Here is a 17,615-nt window from a genome sequence, read left to right as displayed (position 1 = left end):
CACTTTTTAAACAAGAGATGTGTCACAGCCATCCAGCAAAAAGGTGAGCGCTTCCTATTTTCGGTTCTACTGAAAGTCCAAATTGTGAAGGTGGTGATGGTTACGATGCAAAATGACGGGGCTTTTAAACGAAGTCCTGTCATTTTGCATCGTAACAACAATAAAAGTTAATACAGCCATTTAGTTGATCGTCTGGAAACTGATACGAATTTAAAATTTTAACATAAGCCTTACATAATCTTAACAAAAAACCTCCTTTCATCTGATATGCTCATTTTGGTTAAAACTATGAAATGAACACTTCGCCGGGAGAGTGAATCTATATGAAAAGAAGAAAGAAAGATTCTGTAAAGAAATTCCTACGAGCATCATTAGTGGTAACGGTTTTATCCTCTACTGCTGTTTCATCCCAAGCTTTTGCTTCAGACAATAAAGAAAAACAGAATAAGCAAAACCAGAATGCAAGTACAGTCAAGGTGCAATTGCTGGGGTTAAATGACCTGCATGGGCAAATCGATACCGTGACAAAACTAAAATTAGATGGCGAGAATGTGCCTGCCGGAAGTATGGAATACACGGCTGCAGCGATGAGACAGAGAGAAGCGGCAAATCCAAATACTTTTTTAGTACATACTGGTGATATGATTGGTGGAAGCCCGCTTGTTTCAGCAGCTTTCCAAGATGAGCCAACTGTTGAAGTGATGGAATCCATGGGGTTTGACGTAGGAACACTTGGAAACCATGAATTTGATGAAGGGATCGAAGAATTGCGTCGTATGATTGGGGGTGGGGACCATCCAAAGGGGGTTCCTGGATACGACGGAATGAATTTCCCGGTCGTGGCGGCTAATGCGTTTGATACGGCAACGGGAGAATTAATCACAAAGCCTTATGTCGTTAAAAAAGCAGGCGGTAAGAAAATTGGGTTCATCGGGGTCGTAACCCAGGAAACACCTAATATTATCGTAAGCAAAGGGAATGAAACCCTTAAAATCACGGATGAAGCTGAAGCCATTAACAAGTATGCGGAGAAATTGAAGAAAAAAGGCGTAGAGGCCATTGTGGTACTCGCTCATAATCCGACAACCCAAACGGGCAACGGTGATACATTTGATGCGTCCAAAATCGCTGAGAATGTGAACGATGAAATAGATGTAATCTTTTCTGCCCATAACCATGCAAAAGTCAATAAAGTAGTCGACAGCAAGTTAATCGTACAATCATATTCATATGGTTCGGCATTTTCCGATGTAGACCTTGAACTTGATTCAATTTCGGGGGATGTCGTGAACAAGCAAGCCGAAATCGTGACCGTGTATCAAAAAGATTACACACCAGATGCGGAAGTTTCAACCATTATCAATAAGTACAAGGATTTAGTGGAACCTATAAAAGCGGAGGTGGTTGGGCATTCTTTAACCACGCTGTCTACCGCTAAAGCTTATACTGGGGATTATCGTGACCTGCCGCTGGGGAATTTGATTGCCGACGGAATGAAGGCAAATATGGATGCAGACTTTGCCCTTATGAACGGCGGTGGAGTGCGGGCGCAGCTTGACGCCGGGGAAGTAACATTTGGTGATTTGTTCTCTATTCAGCCATTTGGCAACGTGTTAAATAAAATAACTGTAACAGGTGCTGATTTAGAAACGATATTAAATAACCAGCTCTCTCCTGCAGGATATGACTTCCATGTTGCTGGATTCAACTATACGTATACAGTGGATGCTCAAACAAACACAGCAAAAGTTGTGGATATTACCCTCCCTGATGGAAGCAACATTGATAAAACAAGAGAATATACCGTGGTCGTAAACAATTATATGTTTGGTAATACAAAGTATGGCATCGCAGCTCTTTCCCGCGGTATGGAAGTAGGACCGGAGGATATCCAAGCAACAGTCGACTATGTCAAAACATTGCCTAGCCCATTTGAATACAAGCAAGAGGGACGTATTAAGGAAGTAACTCCAGTTGCGGCGGCTGCTCAATAATAATGAATAAATCTATCAAGAAGTTTTAAACTTAAAATGGATATAAAAGGAGAGTGGCTTTCACCAGCTGCTCTTCTTTTTATTGCAGTCAACTCTGGATGAAGCAACAACATTAAAGCTTAACAGAGCGAGCTTTTCTGAAAGAAAGCAGGAAAAAAAGCGAGGCATTCCCGTTAAAGCCTTCAATTATAAATCGCTTTCTCAACGACAGCCTCTTCTTTAATTCCAGTCAAAATGGGTTAAAATAGATAGTAAAGTAGTGAGAAAGAAAAGAGGGGAAAGGGAACGATGAAACCTACCATCTATGATGTAGCTAAAAAAGCAGGCGTGTCCATTTCTACTGTATCTAAAGTGCTTAATAATACTGGGAACCTGGCAGACAAAACAAGAAAAAAAGTGCAGGAAACGATGCAGGAATTAAATTATCAGCCCAGTGTTACAGCATCCGTAAAAAAGCGCATTCAAACGGTTGGGCTTTTAATACCGAGCATTGCTAACCCGTTTATGGCAGAAATAGCGCGCAGCATTGAAAACCATCTTAAGCGGCATGGTTACAGTCTGATGATTTGCAGCACAGACAATGACATTAAAAATGAATTGGAATACATTTCGATTCTCAAGCAAAAGTACACAGATGGAATCATTGTCGCAACAGGACTGAAAAAAGAGAAGTCTATCAAAGAGCTGATGAAAACGAATCTTCCGATGGCCTTGCTTTCAAGAGACGTTCCTTCTCTTGCAGTAGATACGGTGCTGGTGGATGATTATTTAGGCGGTTATGAAGCCACAAAACATTTAATTAACCTTGGACACGAAAAGATTGCCATGATCACAGAGGACGCCACCTATTCAGTCGTCCGATCAAGGGTTCAAGGCTTTAGAAATGCGCTTGAAGAACACGGTTTACCGTATGATGAAAGCTTCGTTATACATAACAATATTTCCATTGATGAAGGAAAAGAGGCGATGTTGAGCCTATTAAAAAAACAGAGTCCGCCAACAGCCGTTTTTGCTTCTACGGAAGCATTGGCAATCGGGGCACTGCAGGGAGCACGCGGGCGGAATATACAAGTTCCAAATGAGCTATCGATTGTCGGATTTGATAATACCATTCTGTCCACTATCTGTGAGCCGCCTTTAACAACGATTGCCCAGCCGATCGATGAGATGGGAAAAAAAGTAGTGGAGCTGCTTATTGAAGAAATTGAGAAAAAGAAGGAATCCAAACAGCGCGTCATCCTGTCTCCTAAATTGGTGGTGCGAAACTCTACAGCAAAGAAAAAAGAGAGTTAATATTTTACCTTTTTCTAAAGAACCAGATCATGGTTCTTTTTTCTTTTATTCTTAAATCAGGGGAAAAGGGTGAGGAAAGGGAGTGAGCAGGCTGAGCCGAATAGAAAAAATTTATAAAACATCAAGGCAAGTGCTGTTAGTCAGCCTGCTTTCCCCCTTAGCCAATATATCTTCCGATAAGAAAAAAGGGGGTTAGTCAATCTCAATGATGGTTTCCGCTTGTTCTCTTTTTGGGATAATGACTCTCAGCAGTCCATCCTTAAATGTTGCTTTTACTTTGTCCGTTCCAGGCGAGCAGGGCAGTGTTACGATTCTTTCGACTTTCTGTACGCATTGATTTTGAAAAATGATTTCATCTTTATCATTTTGGGCTGTGGTAGAAGAAATGTTTTCTACACTAATTTTTACCTGGCCGTTTCTTAGCATATAGATTTGTATCTGATCTTTCCTGCAGTTCTTTAATGCTGCCTCAATGACCATATTTGAGCCCGTTTCATAGCAGGTTAAATCAGAAATTGGCTGGCTGAAATAATAGCCAACATACTTCATCGATTCATTAAAAAGAGAATCAAACGATTTCATTAAACCTCCGACGGAACCTTGAAACAGGTCAGGAAGGTTATTTTTATTAAAATCCAATAGTCTCTCTCCTTTGTCTTTTTTAACAAATTATGCACAAGGCTTCGGAAAGGAACTTAGTAAATCCTGTTTTTATTCATATTAACAACGACGTCAACCGCCCCCGATATACCTGCTGGTTTCTTGAATTCATTATGCTAAACAGCCATTTGCTGCAGACTGAAAATCATTATTGCAAAGATGGCATAAAAAAAACAGCCAAGTCTGTACTTGGCTGCTGTTCAATAGGAGGGAGTTCAGGGGTATCATTGATTCCCGCGGTCTCTTAAATCAACACGTTTGATTTTTCCGGAATCCGTTTTCGGCAGGTGATCAACGAACTCGATAAGTCTTGGATACTTATAAGGTGCTGTTATTTGTTTAACAAAGCTCTGCAGTTCCTTTACAAGTTCAGCGGAACCTTCAACTCCATTTTGTAAGACAATAAAAGCTTTCACGACATTCCCTCTAATTTCATCAGGGCTTGCAACAGCCGCACATTCCAGTACAGCAGGATGTTTCATTAAAGCATCTTCAATTTCAAAGGGGCCGATTGTATAACCGGAGCTGATAATGACATCATCACTTCTTCCCTGGAACCAGTAGAAGCCTTCTTCATCTTTGCTGGCGCGGTCCCCTGTTAAGAAATAATCTCCTGTATAGGAACTTTCCGTTTTTTCGGGGTCTTTATAATACATTTTAAAGAGTGCCGGCAATTCTTTCCGAATGGCGATATTGCCAATCTCACCTGTTTGAACGGGAACACCATCCTCATCAACGATGTCAATCGTATCATTCAAGATCGGTTTGCCCATTGAGCCTATTTTATGTTCGGCACCCTGCAGCGTTCCGATTAAAAGTGTGCTTTCCGTTTGTCCATAGCCGTCCCTTATTTGGATGTTAAATGTATTTTTAAATACATCGATCACTTCCATATTAAGGGCTTCCCCGGCTGAAACAGCACTTCTCAATTTCGAAAGGTCGTATTGATTCAATCCTTCTGTTTTGGCCATCATTCGGTACTCAGTAGGCGTACAGCACAGCACGTTGATCTTTTGATCTTGAAGCAGCTTTAAGTATTTCTGAGGAGTGAATCTTCCCTGATAAACAAATCCGGTTGCACCTGAACCTAAAACCGAAAGGAAGGGGGACCATACCCATTTTTGCCAGCCTGGAGCAGCTGTTGCCCATACAGTATCCGATTCTTTAATATTAAGCCATTCTTCAGCAGCGATACGAATATGGGCATAACCCCAGCTATGTGCATGAGCAACACCTTTTGGATTCCCGGTTGTGCCGGAAGTGTAAGCGAGAAAAGCAAGGTCGTCGCGTTTCGTGATTTGGTTGTCGAAGTTCTCAGAAGAAGAATCCATGATGCTATGAAGATCTGCCCACCCAGCCTTTGTTCCTCCAAAAGAAACTTTGCGTTCAAGATACGGAAGCTCTTCCTCAATGGCATCAATTTCATTTGTAAAATCAGCATAAGAAATCACCGCTTTGGCTTCAGAGTGGTTCAGCCGGTAAGCGATATCCTTGGCACGCAGCAGTTCAGAAGAAGGGATAATGACAAGTCCTGCTTTTAAACAAGCCATATAAATCACATAAGACTCAATTAAGCGAGTCGTCACGATCATAACACGGTCTCCCTTTTCCAAACCAAGATGGTTTAACCCATTCGCAAGCTTATTGGATTGTTTAATCAGCTCGTTATACGTGATCGTTTGAGTAGCTCCAGCTTCATTTTGATAAACGAGAGCCAGTTTATCCGAAGCATGCTTCTCAATTTCCTGCGTAATATTATAATTTTCCGGTGCCGTTAACTCCGTTTTATAATCATACATATATAAAGGACCTCAATTCGTGTAAAGTTATCTCATCTCTATTATATTATACCTGGATTTAGTACCTGGCGCTAATAAATTGGACTGAACGGATCAGATCTAAAGAATTGAAATTATGTTGTATCCATACAAATAAGCCCGATTCCTTGAGCGGGGAATGGGGCTTATTCTTTCATTTGTAGAATTCCAGGCTTTGTTATTCTTTACCGATAGTTCACGAGAAATCAAATACGACTCCTGTTAATTCCTCGGACACATCCCATAGTTTCTTCATTGTTTTCTCATCATACACTCCTTTGGCAGGCACTTCGATCGCAGGGTATCCTTTGTGGTTTCCTCTTCCGTCCGGGCCGATGTATTCTCCGCCTTTCAATGTTTCTTCGGCCGCAGCATAAATGGTAGGCAAGGCCCCCATTTCCGGTGTCTGGAAAAACCGGTAGAGCAGGGATTTCACGATTGGCTGCATGCGTTCCCCTCCGACTTTGAAAAGGTTCGTCGCACTAATCCCCGGATGGCACGCCACGCTCATTGCATTTATTCCAGCTTGTTTCAGCCGGTTGTCGAATTCCTTTGCGAACAAAAGGTTCGCAAGCTTGCTTTGACGGTAAAACTTCATTGCTTTGTAGCCTTTAGAGCCGTCCAAGTTACTAAAGTCGATGGATGCTTTTCTATGTGCAATGCTGCTCAGCGTGACCACGCGGGCGAAAGGAGCCGCTTTTAGCAGCGGAAGCAAATGGCCGGTGAGGGCAAAGTGGCCCAAATGGTTTCCGCCAAACTGCAATTCGAATCCATCCTTCGTCTTCTGGTAGGGAGGGACCATCACGCCTGCATTATTAATCAGGATGTCGAGCTGGCCAAAACGCTCTCTGTACAAATCAGCGAATGCTTTTACGCTGGCAAGGTCCGCCAAATCCAGTGTCATAACCGAGACCTTTGCACCTTCATGATCCTTTTTAATATTTTGTGCTGCTTCTTTTCCTTTTTCCTCGTTTCGAACCGCCAGTATGACGTCGGCACCTTGTGCTGTCAATACTTTGGCAGCCTCAAAACCTATTCCGCTGTTTGCTCCGGTAATGATCACTTTCTTTCCTTTTACATCTTGTTTTCCCAAACCTATTCCTCCCGTTAATATGTTATAAAAATCTATTAATCCGAAAAATGTGCCATTTCTTTCTCTGTTCTGTCCAATATGTAAGAAATCGGTGCTGCCCTCATGGCAGTTATTAAAATCAAGGACTATATGGGAAGAATCATATACAGGAATACAAAAGAAAGCAAAGAAAATACCCGGTTTTTAAAAATGATGCCCTTCCAGTATTCGCCTTACTCATCGTAGGGCTTGCTTATGTACTCCTGGTTCTGGTATTTGGGTCTCTTTTAATTCCATTAAAAACCGTATTAGGATTCCTGCTTTCCCTGGGTGCTACACTTGGAGTTGTCGTATTTATCGTGCAGGATGGAAACCTGCTTGACCTCTTTGGTTTTCCGGCTTCAGGCCCGATCTTAGCGTTCCTGCCTGTTATCTTGATCAGAATCTTATTCGGGCTGGCAATGGATTACGAGATCTTCCTGGTCAGCAAAATGCGTGAAGTGTATGTTCATACAGGAGATTCCCTCAAAGCCGTTCTAGATGGAATGCGCGACAGCAGCAGGATTGATCATGATGGCGGTATTCATTGGCTTTATGATGACGCCTGATGCGATGATTAAAGTAATGGGAAGGGCCCTGGCGTTTGGTGTTCTCTTTGACGCGTTTGTTGTGAGAATGACCATTATGCCTGCCGTTATGGCGTTAATGGGGAAATCAGCTTGGTATTTGCCAAAATGGCTGGATAAAATTTTGCCGAATATCGACGTTGAGGGAGAAACCATTATGAACCACATTGAAAAGAAAAACGACAGGGCTGTTTAAATAGAAAAGCTGAAGCAAACTCGTCGTTAAGTTAAAAATCCGCTTTCCTTTATGGAATAGCGGATTTTTTATTGAAGGGCTGAGTCATATCCTATTGAACAAAAATAGTTGCGAACGAACTTTCATTCAGGATACTGCGGATGCTGTCACTTTTGCCGGCAAGTTGCACATATTTTAAGTGGTATTTGACATGCGCGCAGAAAAGAAAAAGCAATCTTATACAGGAAAGATCGCTTGTTGTGTTACTCAGGGTAATTAAATTAAGTTATTTCATTTATAACATCATTTTCTTTTTAAATTCTGGATCGGAAGAAAGCTCTTTGCGTTTATCGTAATATAAAAGGGTGCTTATTTCTTCTTGTGGCATGGTAGAAATATGCTTAGAAGTTACTTTAAAAATAAGATTTTGATCTTCTAGTTTTTCACAAAATCTCCGGTGCATTCCATTGCGAATTTTGGCCGTAATAATCATATTCGGAATCGAATTTAAAAACTCTCGGAAGGTCTCATCATCCATTCCTTTGTCCAGCAATTCTGAAGAAAGTTCATCGCACCAATTCAGAAGATCAATCAGTTCCCGTATGTTAGATGCTGCAAGGTATTTTTCCCAAAACTCGTTAACGTGTATCTCAATTGTTTTATTGTTCATAGAATCAGCAGATAAAGTAAAAATCTGCTTTCCTCCTTTTGTAAAAGTATTGGTATAAATGTAAAACGCTATTATATGTCCATTTATTTCTTAAGTATATGTCGTTGAAAAAATAAAAATACTTACTTTTTAGGACAAATTGCATACTGCTGGTTATTATTTCTAAGAAAAGATTGTGAACAACTGCAAACATAACAATAAGTGACATGATGGTGGCGGAATCTATAGTACTAATTCCTATAATATTTATCGTTCATAATGACTAAATCTTTAATAGTAAACTATATCGTAATTGGGAAAATACCAAAAATAGTATAAAGGGGACCGGCTAGGATTCGGAGCTATCCGCCATTTTTAAGTGCCTTGATCCGTTTTCATCAACATTTTCAGTATCCGATTATTATCTATTTGTCTACAGAAAAAGAGACAATGTGCAAGAAATCATAAAGAGGGGACAGCAGGTTGTTCACCAGCAGATCCATTAAATAAGAACAAGTCAAAAAGCAGTGATGTTATCATCACTGCTTTTTGACTTGTTTAGTTGCTTGAGTGTTTAACATAGCAGAAGATTATTCATGTTCCTCCTAAGCCTTCTTTACACTTGTTTTGTGCCTTACGCTTTTTTAATTAGCAGCTTTATTCAAGTTAGTGCTGGAAATCTCTTCTAAGCTTTGTTCTGTACGTTTGATAAAAAAGGACAAAACCAATGCGATAACGGCTATTCCGATAATGACCACATAAGCGTCGTTAATCCCCTGAATAGTGGCTTCCAATATCATTTGTTGTTGGTTTGCCCCGTTTTCGCCCGTAGACATCATGTCCGTTAGATGTGTTTTAGTGCGGTCTGTCATCACCGTTACAAGAAGGGAGGTGCCGACTGCACCTGCTACCTGCCTGATGGTATTGGAGATTGCGGTGCCATGAGCACTCAAGTTAGAAGGCAGTTGATTTAAGCCAGCTGTTTGAATTGGCATCAGCATCAGTGCCATTCCGATACGACGGCCTGTAGACATTAGAATCAAGTATGTGTAGCTGGTTGAGTCTGTTAAATCAATAAAGCCAATTGTGGTAATGATGGTAATAATCAAACCGATAATAGAGAGCCATTTTGCTCCATACCGGTCAAACAGCCTGCCGGTAACAGGCATTAAGAAGCCCATCACAAGCGCACCAGGAAGAAGCAATAAACCAGATTCTAAAGCTGTGTAGCCGCGTGCACTCTGCAAGTACAGTGGGAGCAGCATCATATCTGCATACATCACCATTGTAATCGCAATGTTGATGACGGTTGTCAGGGAGAACATATTATATTTGAAGGCACGAAGATCCAGCAACGGACTCTGAGACGTTAACTGTCTCCATGTAAAAAGTCCAAGTGCAACGACCCCTACGGCAATAGAGAGGAGCACCTCACTGCTGGACCAGCCTTCGCTGCCAGCCCGGCTGAATCCGTATAACAGCGTGCCAAACCCTATTGTTGAGAGGATGACACTGATCATATCAATTTTCGTTATCACTTGTTCTGAAATGTTCTTTAAATAAACAAAGCCGCAGATAATGACCAAAAGGGCAAACGGAATCATGCCATAGAACATAACTTCCCATTTGAAGTTTTCCAGGATATATCCTGCCATAGTAGGGCCGATGGCTGGCGCAAAAATAATCGCAAAGCCCACCATGCCCATCGCTGCACCTCTTTTATTGGGGGGAAAAAGCGTAAAAATAACGTTCATAAGCAACGGCATAATAATACCTGCACCTGCTGCCTGGATCATACGCCCGGTCAAAAGGGCCGGGAAGCTTGTGGCTGCAGCGGATACGATTGTACCTGCCAGAAAGATCAGCATTGATGCTTGAAAAAGCTGGCGCGTGGTAAATCTTTGCATAAGATACGCGGTGATGGGGATGAGCACACCATTCACTAACATATAGCCAGTTGTCAGCCATTGTGCCGTAGCAGCTGAAATATGAAAATCAATCATTAATTCCGGGGTGGCAACGCTCATGATGGTTTGATTCAATGTGGCTAGAAATGCCCCCAAAATCATGATAAACAGGATAGGTCCTTTTTTAACAGGACGACTATCTGTACCTATATCTTTATTCAACCTGCAAACTTCCTTTCTTTTCTCACTAGATTTAATTTACAATGTGTAAGATAATGAACAATGTATAAAATAGATTACAGCAGAGCTGAATATTTTACAATTTACAATATATCGAAACGTGTAAAGTAATTTACATTTACTCAATTTGTGTTGTTTAGTTGTGGAATATCATACATTTCCTAATTAATTGTATATTTCATTTTAAGGAGAAAGGAAAAGGAAACCGATGGATCATACGAAAGATCATACAGACCCTCGAATTCTTCGTACGCGGTTATTAATTAAAGAGGCTTTTGTGGATTTGCTGCAGGAAATGGATGTCGAGAAAATGTCTGTCAGCCGTATAGCGGAGCGTGCTACGATTAGCCGCGTTACGTTTTATCTGCATTATCGTGATATACCGGATATGTTAGAGAAGATGGCAGATGCTATGATTGAAGACATTCAAAATGTCATAAACGGTCAGCCAGTGAATGAGGACTCTCCCCAAAATGCGGATTGGCTGAAACTTGAGAAGCTGCTTGAACATATTGCTCAACATTCTAGATTTTATAAGGTTACTTTGGCTTCAAGGAAGGTACCCATTTTTACTGAGCGCTTGTTAACAATGCTCACGGAAATTATTACTGAAAGGTTCGAACACAAAGGAAGGAATTCTTTCGTTGATAAAGCAGGAATTCAAAAAGATATTGCAATTTGGCATAGATCTTCAGCTTTGATTGGTACGATCGTATCCTGGCTGCGAAACGATATGCCGTACACACCGCATTTTCTCGCAAAACAGTTTTACTTGCTGACTTCTTATAATCAAGATAAAAATCCTTTATGAGTGATCAGTAAGTTTCCTGGCATCTGCCAGCGAGAAAAAGAGGTCTTTTTAAATAATGATGGCTTTAGTTGCATGAAAACAAGGCAAAGGGCCAAAACTAAAGCGTATTCCCATTGTTATTAATCACAATTGAAGATGCGGATTGAAAACGGGCCTTCTTTTACAACTAGCCGTACGATCGTTAAGCAGAGCCTGTATAATAAAGCAAATGTTAATTGGTAATTCCAACCATACAGGCCAATTGCACCGGCCTTGGTTAAGTAGTTGAGTTGAATATCGACACTATTAAATTTCAATATTGACTTAGAAAAAAACTTATTAAAAGATATGGTTGATTTTCTTGTTAAACTAAAAAGGATAGGACGGGTTCATAAGGCTTTTCCTATTAATTGATTTCCTGTAATATGTTTTTAAATATACTGAAAATAGATGCATGCTTCGGGGGATAATAAAAATGGAAAATGAGTTAAAAATTCTTGGAGAAACAATAGTAGAAACAAAATACGATATTGCTAAAAAGGTCCATGAAATCAGGTTACCTGAAGCTGCTGAGGCACAAAAACACCTCATTTCTCAGCTGGAGGAACAACAAGCGATAGAGATTAGAGCCAATTTTGTGTCTCTTTTTGGGGAAGCCCTTATACGAGGCGTAGATAAAGAAAAAGCATATGCAGATATAGAAAAATGGGGAAAAGAAACAGGGCGATTTATCCACAGTTTAGGCGTGCCATTAGATGAGGCGCTTAAAGATACACCTTATTATCGTGCTTTTATAAGCGAAGTCATAGAAGAAGCTGCAGTAAAACATAACATGTCAGTGAGAATAGTGTTTGCATCTGCCAGGGTAATTGACCCGCTCCTTGACCATGCTGTTTATTGCTTTAGTTTGACCTATATCCATTTTTATAAGGAAAGCCTTGAAAATGCGAAAACGGCATTTATAGAGTTATCCGTTCCAGTTGTCCCTCTTTCAAAAGGTATAGCCGTTTTGCCGTTGATTGGCAATATAGATACAGAAAGAGCTGGACTGTTGATGGAAGAAACATTAAAAGCGGCCAAGAGGCTAAACTTAACGCATTTGATACTTGATTTATCTGGTGTACTGATGATTGATACAATGGTGGCAGACCAGATTTTTAAAGTAATCGATGCATTAAAACTGCTGGGTGTTCAGACGATTCTTACAGGAATTCGACCTGAAATTGCACAAACAGCCGTAAGCCTTGGTTTAGATTTCAGCAAACAAGCAACATGGGCAAACCTCCAGCAAGCTTTGGCTGATATTGATTTTTCCCATAAATAATTCCTGTATCAGATAATAAAATTGCTGACTGCAGAGATTTACCCATTTTTTCTTCATTCGTATACAAATATACTTATATATATGTATATAAAGGTTGGGGTGGTATAAATCTTCACCTAGCCACAACTAGTTGGAAAAAGAAAAGTTCAGCCAAGAAAGAATAGAGTTGATTTTGCTTGATATCAACTGATCACAGTTTAATGAAATAAATAAGAATCCCAGTTATATTGTTTTAAATCAATGGACGCAGGGAAAACGGAAAAAGCTCATGATGATCTGTCATCATGAGCTTTCCTTGTTGGCCAGTAGTAGACCGGAACCGAAAGGATCCCGGTAATATGCCTATATCTTAGACAGCCACTTCAATCATAATTGCATCACCCTGGCCGCTTCCTGAACAGATGGCTGCGATGCCAATCCCGCCGCCACGGCGTCTCAGTTCATACGCCAGAGTCAAAATAATTCGGGCTCCGCTTGCACCGATTGGATGCCCGAATGCAACGGCACCGCCATTTACGTTTACCTTTTCGGGATCCACTCCAGCTATTTTATTGCTCGCGAGCGCTACAGCAGCAAATGCTTCATTGATTTCAAAAAGGTCAATATCTTCGACTGATTTGCCTGTTTTCTTTAATAGTTCATTAATCACGAGACCGGGTGTCTGTGGAAACCTTTCAGCTTCAACTGCTACTTCTGCATGGGCAATGATCGTGGCCAAAACGTTTTTCCCTTCTTTTTTAGCACGTTCCTCACTCATTAAAACGAGTGCAGCCGCTCCATCATTTACGCCCGGGGCATTTCCTGCAGTGATTGTGCCTTCTTTGCCAAAGGCAGGCCGCAGCTTGGCCAGAACGTCTTTTGTCGTGTCATGACGCGGTGCTTCGTCTGTATCGATGATGAGAGGCTTTCCTTTTCGCTGGGGAACCTCAACCGCAACAATTTCTTCGGAAATCGTTCCATTTGCGATCGCAGCTACCGCCCGCTCATGGCTGCGCACAGCCCATGTATCCTGGTCTTCACGGGATAATTCCAACTGGTCAGCCGTTGTGTTTCCATACGTGCCCATGTGGACCCCGGTAAAGCTGCAAGAAAGGCCGTCATGAATCATTAAGTCGACCATAGGCGTATCGCCCATACGTGCACCAAATCGTGCTTTGAAAACGGCATAAGGCGCATTCGACATAGATTCCATGCCTCCAGCGAGGATGATGTCTTCCTCACCCAGGCGGATAATTTGGTCCCCAAGCGTTACACTGCGAAGACCTGAAGCACACACTTTATTGATCGTTTCTGTTTTCACACCCCAGGGAATCCCAGCTTCCCGTGCAGCCTGGCGGGAAGGGATCTGTCCTTGTCCAGCTTGCAAAACGTTACCGAAAATAACTTCATCGACGTCTTCCGGTTTTACGCCGGCTCGTCTCAAAGCTTCTTTCATCGCAATGCCGCCAAGTTCTGTCGCTTTCAAGGAAGAAAGGGAACCGCCGAATTTACCTATAGGTGTCCGCGCACCGTCAATGATCACTGTTTTTCTCATCTTATTGCACCTCCGAAAGAGAAGAGGCAACGGTAAAGGATGCTTCTGTTTTCTCTTGTACTTCTTCTACTGTGATGCCGCTGGCTGTTTCTGTCAGAACCATGCCTTTAGGTGTAAAATCAAAAACGGCAAGATCGGTAATCAGGCGGTGTACCACTTTTTGGCCGGTAAGGGGGAGGGAGCATTTTGTTTTGATTTTTGATTCACCATGCTTATTCATATGCTCCATAATCACAACGACCCGTTTTGCGCCGTTAACAAGATCCATGGCCCCGCCCATCCCTTTCACCATTTTGCCTGGAATCATCCAGTTGGCCAGGTCACCATTTTGAGACACTTCCATTCCGCCGAGAATGGCAAGATCAATATGACCTCCGCGGATCATGGCAAAGGACTCAGCACTATCGAAAAAAGAGGAGCCTGGAACAGTTGTAATGGTTTCTTTTCCTGCATTAATCAAGTCTGCGTCTTCCTCGCCTGCAAGCGGGTAAGGGCCAATGCCGAGCAATCCGTTTTCTGACTGCAGCAGCACATGAATATGGTCCGGTATCTCGTTGGCAATCAGGGTCGGCATGCCGATGCCCAGGTTGACGTTCATGCCGTCTTTAATCTCCTGTACGGCTCTTTTTACAATAGCTGAACGTGTATCTTTCATTTTATTCACTCCTTTTCTCCAGTTGTGCATGTACAACCGTCCGCCGCTCAATCCGTTTTTCGTAGCCGTTGCCGAGGAGGAGGCGCTGGACGTAAATGCCCGGCGTATGGATTTCATCAGGATCCAGCTCACCGGCCTCCACAATTTCCTCCACTTCAGCGATGGTGATTTTACCGGCCATCGCAGCCAGGGGGTTGAAATTGCGGGACGTTTTCCGGTAAACAAGATTGCCCAGCGTATCTGCCTTCCAGGCTTTGACAAGCGCGAAGTCCCCGACAATGCCGCGTTCCAGCAGATAGGTTTTTCCGTCAAATTCCTTCGTTTCTTTGCCTTCGGCGACCGGTGTTCCGATGCCTGTGGCTGTATAAAATCCTGGAATGCCGGCTCCGCCTGCCCTCATCCGCTCTGCAAGTGTTCCTTGCGGCGTAAGCTCTACTTCCAGTTCGCCGCTTAAAAACTGCTGTTCAAAGATTTTATTTTCACCTACATAAGAGGAAACCATTTTTTTAATCTGCCTGTTTGCCAAAAGGAGGCCCAGCCCCCAGTCATCCACACCGCAATTGTTGCTGACAACGGTTAAATTCTTTGTGCCTTGTTCTTTTAAAGCTTGAATGGAGCACTCGGGAATGCCGCATAATCCGAAGCCGCCGACAATTAATGTGGAGCCGTCCTGAATATCTGAAACCGCTTGCGGAAAAGAGGTGAATAGCTTGCTGGACTTCATGGTTTTTGCCTCCTTTAATGTGAATATTCTGTTACTTAATAATGTACAGGAGGAACATTTATAAGTAAAATACATAAAAAGAATAAATAATATGAACTTAACGAATAAATGAGGGGATATAAATGGAATTACATGATTTAAAATTATTTATGGAAGTGGCGCATCATCAGAGCTTTACCAAGGCGGCCGCTCATTCCTATCTTTCACAGCCTTCCTTCAGTAAAGCGGTCAAAAAAATAGAAGAAGAACTGAATATAGAGCTGTTTGACCGTTCTACCCGCCATGTGCGGCTGACCGATGCCGGCCGGATTGTGTATAAACAGGCACAAAAAGCGTCTGCATCCTTAGCTGAAATCCCTGTGTTACTGGATGACTTAATGAACGTGATAACCGGTGAAATTAAAATTGGTATTCCACCGCTGATTGGCACCTTGTTTTTTCCTGGTATTGCCCGAAGAATTCAGGAAAAGTATCCGAATGTATCGCTCCAGTTAACGGAACGCGGGGCAAAGCTGATTGGCCAGCTTGTTGAAACCGGGCAGGTGGACCTCGGCATTGTTGTACTGCCAGCTGATACATCGGCGTTCCATGTGTACCCATTTATTACGGATGAGTTTGTCCTGTACGTACATAAAAATCACCCTCTGGCCGGACGGAACGCCGTTCGTATCAGTGAATTAAAAGATGAACAGTTTATTCTTTTTTCAGAAGAGTTTACGCTGCATGACTATATTAAAAAGGTTTGTATGAATGCAGGGTTTACGCCGGAGGTTTCTTATCAAAGTTCACAGTGGGACTTAATCCTTGAGCTTGTTTCTTCCGAGTTTGGCATTACGCTGCTTCCGAAATCGATTTACCATAAGCAGAATAACGCCAACATTCATATTGTTCCTTTAAGCGGACCTGCTGTGCCTTGGGATCTTAGAATCATTACGAAAAAAGGGGCATACCGTTCCTTTGCGTTAAGAGAAGTATTAAAAATCCTGAAGAAGGAAAGGAGTTAGTGGGTTTGATTAATATATCTATATGCTGGATATATAACATATTAACTGCTTTGTCTGTTGAATATTTTTAATGAAAAAGGGAATAAAGCCAACATAATTGTATTCTTTTAATAAAAGACCAGGCAGAGGAATGCATTTAAAACGGATTATGTAAGACAAGTAGACTCGGCCGCTCATTTTCATTTATTACCTTTAGGAGGGGAAGAATAAAATGGCAGAAAGAACACCACTAGCTGCAGTTAAAGAATTTTATGGTGACAACTTTAAAATTACGGAACTTTGGAATTCGGGGGAAGATAAATCTAAGGAAGGGGACTACACCTATCTTCTAGTGGATCAAACTGAAGAAGTTCACCTTGTAACGGTTCTTAAATTATCGGATGATAACTATAAGCTCGAGAAAGAACAAACCAGAAAATACTCAAAGGCAGACGTTTTTGAATCAATGGTAGGACTCGTTAAAACGATAAGAAACGGACTTAATACATCAGAGAAATATGCAATCTAGATTTTTTTCAAACATAAATACCCCATCCATTAAAGTGGATGGGGTATTCGTGCTGGGTTAATGAAAATAATTATTTTCGCAGCCACAATCCGTTTTTTTGTGTCAAAAATCTTTAAGTAGCATAAAATGCCGATTAGAAAGCCAGGATGCAATACATTTCATGAAATGAAAAAGAAGGGGGGAAATGATCATAAAAACTAAAAAATGTTCATGGCTGAGTTATACAGCATTCATTCTAGTTATATTATTAGCTGCTTTGTCAGTAGTATATGCTTTTGTTCCAACACCCTTTGATCTGACATTGCCTTTTTATATAGGCATCTCAATAGTCATTATCTTAAGCTTGATCGCCCTGCGTAAAAAACATGAGAAGAAGATTCTCGCTGTTTGCAACCTCATTTTAGCTTTCCTTGTGCTTGGTTTAAAAGGTTTTTTCTCTTTAATAGATCATATTTCGTATTTTGTGTTGTAATGAATATAACGGTTCGAAGAATATGGTAAGCGATTTAAAACTAGTGAATACACAACCAAAAACAAGCTGTCATCTTAGAAAATTACAGGGAGATAGATTTGAACTACCACCCACTTACCTGACGGTTGAAGTGGGGGATTCCTGGGCAAGAGGATCTCCGACCCCCAGTAA

At 41.6% G+C, this 17,615-nt stretch carries 15 protein-coding genes and 1 pseudogene; 8 read left to right on the top strand and 8 right to left on the bottom strand.

Annotation, left to right across the window (positions count from 1 at the left end):
- The first annotated feature begins 323 nt into the window (after nucleotides 1-323).
- Together L2D08_RS19810 and L2D08_RS19805 are read left to right on the top strand one after the other, a co-directional pair.
- Nucleotides 324-1,994: a 5'-nucleotidase C-terminal domain-containing protein gene (locus L2D08_RS19810; RefSeq protein ID WP_242236464.1), complete on the top strand. Its 1,671-nt coding sequence runs from the start codon at nucleotides 324-326 to the stop codon at nucleotides 1,992-1,994.
- A 288-nt stretch (nucleotides 1,995-2,282) separates the two neighbouring features.
- Nucleotides 2,283-3,287 carry a LacI family DNA-binding transcriptional regulator gene (locus L2D08_RS19805; protein ID WP_242236463.1) on the top strand — a complete coding sequence of 335 codons (1,005 nt, stop codon included), beginning with the start codon at nucleotides 2,283-2,285 and terminating at the stop codon, nucleotides 3,285-3,287.
- Nucleotides 3,288-3,479: 192 nt separating this feature from the next.
- On the opposite strand, the gene L2D08_RS19800 is transcribed toward L2D08_RS19805, so the two are convergent.
- The 3 genes from L2D08_RS19800 to L2D08_RS19790 all read right to left on the bottom strand — a co-directional run bounded on the left by L2D08_RS19800 (nucleotide 3,480) and on the right by L2D08_RS19790 (nucleotide 6,857).
- Nucleotides 3,480-3,926 carry an Hsp20/alpha crystallin family protein gene (locus L2D08_RS19800; protein WP_242236462.1) on the bottom strand — a complete coding sequence of 149 codons (447 nt, stop codon included), beginning with the start codon at nucleotides 3,924-3,926 and terminating at the stop codon, nucleotides 3,480-3,482.
- A gap of 245 nt (nucleotides 3,927-4,171) precedes the next feature.
- Complete coding sequence (gene mbcS, locus L2D08_RS19795; RefSeq protein ID WP_242236461.1) at nucleotides 4,172-5,746, bottom strand: acyl-CoA synthetase MbcS; 1,575 nt, start codon at nucleotides 5,744-5,746, stop codon at nucleotides 4,172-4,174.
- A gap of 214 nt (nucleotides 5,747-5,960) precedes the next feature.
- On the bottom strand, nucleotides 5,961-6,857 hold the full coding sequence (locus L2D08_RS19790; protein WP_242236460.1) for an oxidoreductase: 897 nt from the start codon (nucleotides 6,855-6,857) through the stop codon (nucleotides 5,961-5,963).
- 188 nt (nucleotides 6,858-7,045) lie between these two features.
- Between L2D08_RS19790 and L2D08_RS19785 the strand changes: the two are divergent.
- Nucleotides 7,046-7,658 (top strand): annotated as a pseudogene (locus L2D08_RS19785) (MMPL family transporter); the annotation flags it as partial.
- Between the two features lie 274 nt (nucleotides 7,659-7,932).
- On the opposite strand, the gene L2D08_RS19780 reads toward L2D08_RS19785, so the two are convergent.
- The gene (locus L2D08_RS19780; RefSeq protein WP_242236459.1) at nucleotides 7,933-8,307 is read right to left on the bottom strand and encodes a hypothetical protein; all 375 of its coding nucleotides are present in this window, start codon (nucleotides 8,305-8,307) and stop codon (nucleotides 7,933-7,935) included.
- A 623-nt stretch (nucleotides 8,308-8,930) separates the two neighbouring features.
- Nucleotides 8,931-10,355, bottom strand: coding sequence for a DHA2 family efflux MFS transporter permease subunit (locus tag L2D08_RS19775; RefSeq protein WP_242236524.1), 1,425 nt, complete (start codon nucleotides 10,353-10,355; stop codon nucleotides 8,931-8,933).
- Nucleotides 10,356-10,641: 286 nt separating this feature from the next.
- Between L2D08_RS19775 and L2D08_RS19770 the strand changes: the two genes are divergently transcribed.
- Entirely contained in the window at nucleotides 10,642-11,244 is a 603-nt protein-coding gene (locus tag L2D08_RS19770) for a TetR/AcrR family transcriptional regulator (protein WP_242236458.1), read from the top strand.
- A 454-nt stretch (nucleotides 11,245-11,698) separates the two neighbouring features.
- Nucleotides 11,699-12,547 carry an STAS domain-containing protein gene (locus L2D08_RS24205; protein WP_304653941.1) on the top strand — a complete coding sequence of 283 codons (849 nt, stop codon included), beginning with the start codon at nucleotides 11,699-11,701 and terminating at the stop codon, nucleotides 12,545-12,547.
- A gap of 349 nt (nucleotides 12,548-12,896) precedes the next feature.
- Here the strand turns inward: L2D08_RS24205 and L2D08_RS19760 are convergent, their stop codons facing one another.
- From L2D08_RS19760 to L2D08_RS19750, 3 genes are read right to left on the bottom strand one after another with little or no spacing between them, the layout of a single operon-like run.
- On the bottom strand, nucleotides 12,897-14,081 hold the full coding sequence (locus tag L2D08_RS19760; protein WP_242236456.1) for an acetyl-CoA C-acetyltransferase: 1,185 nt from the start codon (nucleotides 14,079-14,081) through the stop codon (nucleotides 12,897-12,899).
- A gap of 1 nt (nucleotide 14,082) precedes the next feature.
- On the bottom strand, nucleotides 14,083-14,736 hold the full coding sequence (locus L2D08_RS19755; RefSeq protein ID WP_242236454.1) for a CoA transferase subunit B: 654 nt from the start codon (nucleotides 14,734-14,736) through the stop codon (nucleotides 14,083-14,085).
- Nucleotide 14,737: 1 nt separating this feature from the next.
- Nucleotides 14,738-15,460: a CoA transferase subunit A gene (locus L2D08_RS19750; protein WP_242236452.1), complete on the bottom strand. Its 723-nt coding sequence runs from the start codon at nucleotides 15,458-15,460 to the stop codon at nucleotides 14,738-14,740.
- 122 nt (nucleotides 15,461-15,582) lie between these two features.
- Between L2D08_RS19750 and L2D08_RS19745 the strand changes: the two genes are divergently transcribed.
- The 3 genes from L2D08_RS19745 (at nucleotide 15,583) to L2D08_RS19735 (ending at nucleotide 17,444) form a co-directional block, all read left to right on the top strand.
- Complete coding sequence (locus L2D08_RS19745) at nucleotides 15,583-16,464, top strand: LysR family transcriptional regulator (RefSeq protein ID WP_242236451.1); 882 nt, start codon at nucleotides 15,583-15,585, stop codon at nucleotides 16,462-16,464.
- A 211-nt stretch (nucleotides 16,465-16,675) separates the two neighbouring features.
- On the top strand, nucleotides 16,676-16,972 hold the full coding sequence (locus L2D08_RS19740) for a hypothetical protein (protein WP_242236449.1): 297 nt from the start codon (nucleotides 16,676-16,678) through the stop codon (nucleotides 16,970-16,972).
- A 184-nt stretch (nucleotides 16,973-17,156) separates the two neighbouring features.
- Entirely contained in the window at nucleotides 17,157-17,444 is a 288-nt protein-coding gene (locus tag L2D08_RS19735; RefSeq protein ID WP_242236447.1) for a hypothetical protein, read from the top strand.
- The last annotated feature ends 171 nt before the right edge of the window (nucleotides 17,445-17,615 follow it).

The sequence above is a fragment of the Domibacillus sp. PGB-M46 genome (genome assembly GCF_022668875.1).
Taxonomy (GTDB): domain Bacteria; phylum Bacillota; class Bacilli; order Bacillales; family Domibacillaceae; genus Domibacillus.
This window is presented reverse-complemented; position numbering and strand designations above follow the sequence as displayed.